The organism is Moraxella sp. CTOTU49097 (genome assembly GCF_032064105.1).
Taxonomy (GTDB): domain Bacteria; phylum Pseudomonadota; class Gammaproteobacteria; order Pseudomonadales; family Moraxellaceae; genus Faucicola; species Faucicola osloensis_B.
In genome coordinates, this window is the sequence record NZ_DAMBOA010000041.1 from 1 (window position 1) to 4,541 (window position 4,541).

Below are 4,541 nucleotides of genomic sequence, written 5' to 3' on the forward strand. Positions count from 1 at the left end.
TTTGTCGCACCGATTGGTATCATCGCTGTATTTTTAACGGAGTTACTGGGTTAATTCCAACGGCTTTATCTCAATAGCTTGATGTAATTAATTGCTGACAATAAAAAACCCCGAATCGTCGGGGTTTTTTGTTTCACTGAAACATTAATCAGTGCCATATTCTTGGCGTTTTGTGGCAAAAAAGCGCTCCAGTCGATCCATCGCTTCATGCAAATCTGATGCATTGGGCAAAAATACCACGCGAAAATGGTCAGGCGCATGCCAGTTAAAGCCCGTACCTTGTACCATCAAGACTTTTTCTTGTAGTAATAATTCCATCATAAACTGCATGTCATCTTCGATTGGATAAATGTCACGGTCAATTTTTGGGAAACAATAAAACGCCCCTTGTGGCATGGTGCATGAGATACCTTTAATGGCATTTAGGCGCTCAATAGCGATGTTGCGCTGCTGATACAGGCGACCGGTTGGTGCGGTCAAGGCTTGCATACTTTGATAGCCACCCATCGCCGTTTGAATCGCGTATTGTGAAGGGACGTTGGCACACAGCCGCATCGATGATAGCATGGTTAACCCTTCAATAAAATCAGCCGCATGGTGTTTTTTACCCGATAACATCATCCAGCCTGAGCGAAAACCTGCGATACGGTGCGACTTTGATAAGCCATTGTACGAGATAACCAAGCAGTTTTTGGCAAGGGTGCACATCGGTACATGCACCGCATCATCATACAGCACGCGGTCATAAATCTCATCCGCCATCAGCACAAGCCCGTGTTTTTCTGCCAGTGCCACGATTTTTTTTAAATTTTCGGTAGAATAAAGCGCGCCTGTTGGGTTGTTTGGGTTGATGACCACAATGCCTTTGGTGCGCTCATTGATTTTGCTTTCGATATCGGCAATATCCGGCTGCCAGTTGTCTGCTTCATTACACAGATAATGAACCGCTTTACCCCCTGCCAAATTCGTCGCCGCTGTCCAAAGCGGGTAGTCAGGCATTGGAATCAGCACTTCATCACCATCATCCAGTAATGCTTGCATGGTCATCACAATGAGTTCAGAGACGCCGTTGCCCAAATACACATCGGCAACGTCTACCGCTTCTAACAATCCTTTGGCTTGGTAATACTGCAAAATCGCTTTACGCGCGGCAAAAATCCCTTGAGAGTCTGAATAGCCAATCGCATTGGGCAAATTCATCGCCACATCTGATAAAATCTCTTGCGGCGCTTCAAACCCAAATGGGGCAGGGTTGCCAACATTGAGCTTGATGATTTTATGACCTTGTGTCTCCATGCGGTTGGCAGTTTGTAGCAAAGGACCGCGAATGTCATAGCACACGTTTTGCAGTTTATTGGATTTGTTCAAAGTTTTCATGGTAGATACATCACTACTAGGTTTGGGATTGGGTTTGGGATTAGGTTTAGAATGGCTGGGTTGAAAATTGGTAGCAGCAGGCGGCATCGCTTGAGCCGTTTGATCCTGCTGCGGGTTTGCTTGATTGGCATCGCTTGATGCTTGTGCTACAGTAGTGTCATTGACAGTATTCGCTGCGAACGCTTGGGTGTGGACGCTTTGACTTTCCACCCCAGTACCTGATAGCAAATAGCTTTCGCTGCACCCTAACAGACTGGCAAGCACAGGCAGTTTATTGGAAACGATGCCATTGGAACCGCGCTCCCAATTAGAAATCGCGGCACGGCTAACTTTAGCACCAGCCTGGGTCATTAAATCGGCAAGTTCAGCAGTAGTCAAACCTTTGCTTTTACGCAGCTGCGTCAAGCGTTGTCCAGCCGATAGTTTAGCGTCAGTGAGCATAGCGGGGGAATTCCGGTTGAATATCAATGAATCATAGCAGGCTTTTGTCAGAAATACTGACAAAACTACAGTATAAATATTGGCGGATAACTGCCAATAGATAAATTACGCTTGTCAAAGTGATAATGCAAGAAAAACTTACAATTTTTTAACTAACAACTTTTTAATTAACAACAGGAAGATTTGCTATGGAAGATTTTTACCAATTGTCCGCGACCGATATTCGGGGTCAGCTATTTGATTTTGACACCCTTAGAGGTAAAGTCGTATTGGTTGTGAATACCGCGAGCAAATGCGGCTTTACCCCACAGTTTGAGGGCTTAGAAAAGCTATACCAAGCTTACAAAGACCAAGGGTTGGTGGTGTTGGGGTTTCCCTGCAACCAATTTGGTCAGCAAGATCCCGGCAATGAAGCGCAAATTAGTGAGTTTTGCCAAATCAACTATGGCGTGACCTTTCCAATGATGGCAAAAGTTGACGTCAATGGTAAAGACACCCATCCTGTTTATCAATTTTTAAAATCACAGCCACATGGCAAGGGTATGTTGGGCGACGCCATCAAATGGAACTTTACCAAGTTTTTAGTTGACACACACGGCAGAGTCGTAGATCGTTTTGCACCGACCAAAGCCCCCCAAGACCTTGAGGCAGATATTAAAACACTACTGGCACAACAGTGAGAAACGGCGGGAGAGAAAAAAATAAAAAGGATTTAATTGGGGGAATTAAATCCTTTGGGTGACAAGCGATACAGACATTGTTATTATTGTTATCTTATTATTCTTATTGTTAGCTATGACCTTGCTGGCCATGTAGGTATGATAGGGTTTTTATGTGACAACCACATGACATGCTCAGCAAAATTTTTTAAAAATTTTACTATTTGCCAAAAAAATCGTTGACAGCAAAAATAAATTCTCTATAATACCCACCACAGACGATGGGTCGTTAGCTCAGTTGGTAGAGCGTCTGCCTTACACGCAGAATGTCGGCGGTTCGAATCCGTCACGACCCACCAACCTATATCATCGCTATCAGCTACCGTGCAGTGGTAGTTCAGTTGGTTAGAATACCGGCCTGTCACGCCGGGGGTCGCGGGTTCGAGTCCCGTCCGCTGCGCCACTTATTTTAGTGGAACTAAAAACGAAATTTTTAAAGTTTTATGCCTCAAATCTCCCCTGATTTGAGGTTTTTTTTGGCTTAAATTTTATATTAAGTTATTGATTTTAAAAAATATATTATTTTATACATTTTTCTCTTGATGTGATTAAGAAAATTGATTTTGATTGTTAAGTTGAAAAGATATCTATTTTTAATATTTAAGTAAAACTAAGCAACCAAAATGTGACCATTTTGTGACCAAAAATTTTGGCTTACGGTCTGTAGGGTCAGCCGCCAATTATTAAAGCCAATTGTTAAAATACGAAAATTAAAGTAAAAATTAAAAGGCGGATTTCATTACAAGCTGTCAGGCAACCAAAATTCATGCAATCGAACAACCAAGTCTCGTATTTTGTGGCATGAGCTATACCGCAATATCCCCATCGCCCCACTACCAACTTGCCAATGCGTTTTCCCGTAAGCCCATCATTGAAATCATCCTGATTATCCAATGGAGTAGCAATCCAGACGAGGCGTCAGTTAACCAAATTAAAGTAGATAAACCGATGATGTATGTTGAATCAACCCCTGCGTAATGATATTGGGTTATTAAATAAAATTAATTAATCCTATTTTCTCGGCTCTACTGAAATGTTACAGTATGTTAAGATATATATTCTTCATAATCAAAAACTTAGTTTTGTTTTTGCAATATATAAGCCTTGTGAAATCTTGCTGTAATTTGAAATATTGTAAATAATTTGTTAAGGTTGCTTTCCAGTTAATCTAATGAAAAGATATCTTTATGAGTTTTGTGAAAGTCGAAAAATTCGGCCCTTTCCCTCGGGTTAATCGTCCTGTTTTTATTGCATCCGCATTGCTGATTGTCGGATTTATTATTTTTGGTTCGTTATTTGGTGAGTTGGCAGGTGAGGTTTTTAACCAACTGCAGTCTTTTATTACCCACCGTTTTCGTTGGCTTTTTATCATTTTGATGAATGTCACGGTGGTGTTTAGCCTATATATTGCGTTAAGTCGTTATGGCGATATTCGGCTTGGGCATCAAACAGAGCATCCTGAGTATAGTTTACTATCATGGTTTGGCATGCTGTTTAGTGCGGGGATTGGGATTGGTCTGTTGTATTGGGGGACGGCAGAGCCGTTATATCATTTTATGTCGCCTCCGATGGGGCAAGCCGAAACCGTAGAAGCAGCTAAACAAGCGATGAGTATTTCGTTTTTGCATTGGGGGATTCATGCGTGGGCGTTGTATTGTGTCGTAGCGTTGTCATTGGCGTATTTTCATTATCGCCGTGGCTTGCCGTTGTCGATTCGCTCGGTGCTGTACCCGTTGATTGGTCAAAAAATCTATGGTAAATGGGGGCATGTGGTTGATACGCTTGCGGTGTTTGGCACGATGTTTGGGGTGGTAACATCCTTGGGGCTGGGTGCGATGCAAATCAATGCAGGCTTTAGCAATGTGTTTGGTATTCCCAATAATGTCCCAGTACAGCTTTGTTTGATTGCGATTATTACCGCGATGGCGACGCTATCAGTGATGATGGGGCTGGATAAAGGGATTAAACGCTTAAGCGATATCAATATTGTGCTGACTGTGTTGT

4 protein-coding genes and 2 tRNA genes are annotated in these 4,541 nt (G+C 42.5%); 5 read left to right on the plus strand and 1 reads right to left on the minus strand.

From position 1 onward, the window contains the following. Positions 1–144 precede the first annotated feature (144 nt). Complete coding sequence (locus RT064_RS10850) at positions 145–1,818, minus strand: aminotransferase class I/II-fold pyridoxal phosphate-dependent enzyme (protein WP_313063373.1); 1,674 nt, start codon at positions 1,816–1,818, stop codon at positions 145–147. Positions 1,819–2,006: 188 nt separating this feature from the next. Here RT064_RS10850 and RT064_RS10855 point away from each other — a divergent pair, with 188 nt between their 5' ends. From RT064_RS10855 to RT064_RS10875, 5 genes are all read left to right on the plus strand, one after another. Then, positions 2,007–2,498: a glutathione peroxidase gene (locus tag RT064_RS10855; RefSeq protein WP_313063376.1), complete on the plus strand. Its 492-nt coding sequence runs from the start codon at positions 2,007–2,009 to the stop codon at positions 2,496–2,498. Between the two features lie 262 nt (positions 2,499–2,760). After that, a tRNA-Val gene (locus tag RT064_RS10860) sits at positions 2,761–2,836 on the plus strand. Positions 2,837–2,863: 27 nt separating this feature from the next. Continuing rightward, positions 2,864–2,940, plus strand: a tRNA-Asp gene (locus tag RT064_RS10865). Positions 2,941–3,338: 398 nt separating this feature from the next. After that, positions 3,339–3,515: a hypothetical protein gene (locus RT064_RS10870; protein ID WP_313063379.1), complete on the plus strand. Its 177-nt coding sequence runs from the start codon at positions 3,339–3,341 to the stop codon at positions 3,513–3,515. 209 nt (positions 3,516–3,724) lie between these two features. Next, the coding region (locus RT064_RS10875; RefSeq protein ID WP_313063380.1) for a BCCT family transporter at positions 3,725–4,541 on the plus strand (817 nt) is incomplete at its 3' end.